Origin of the sequence: Vibrio sp. 10N.222.55.C6 (genome assembly GCF_041473395.1) — a bacterium.
GTDB classification, from domain to species: domain Bacteria; phylum Pseudomonadota; class Gammaproteobacteria; order Enterobacterales; family Vibrionaceae; genus Vibrio; species Vibrio crassostreae_C.
The window spans coordinates 1-373 of the sequence record NZ_JBFRSD010000843.1; the positions used below are offsets into that span (position 1 = coordinate 1).

The window sequence follows — 373 nt, forward strand, 5'->3', positions numbered from 1 at the left end:
GGTAACCTGCTTAGAAACGCCATCGATGCTACTCAGAATCAAACACCCGCGACCATTGTTATCAGTGCACATACCGATCAACAACGTGTGATCATCAAGGTGCAAGACAATGGCTGCGGTGTATCAGAAGACCAACTCGAAACCATTTTCGAACCGTTTCATACCAACAAAAAAATGGGCGAAGGTTTGGGGCTGGGGTTAGCTATTACAGCCAACAATGTACGGGATATGCAAGGCACCTTGATAGCAAAGAACAACCCAGACCAAGGCATGACATTCACATTAACGCTGAAGAATATAGATAGTGAGTAGTTACTAACAAAAAGCATTAAATCGCACCACATAAAGAAGACAGAACTAAAAAACCGCCCAC

At 43.7% G+C, this 373-nt stretch carries 1 protein-coding gene; it reads left to right on the forward strand.

Translation table 11 applies throughout. From position 1 onward, the window contains the following. On the forward strand, positions 1–312 hold a 312-nt coding region (locus AB4486_RS26475), incomplete at its 5' end, for a sensor histidine kinase (RefSeq protein ID WP_372119737.1). Positions 313–373 lie beyond the last annotated feature (61 nt).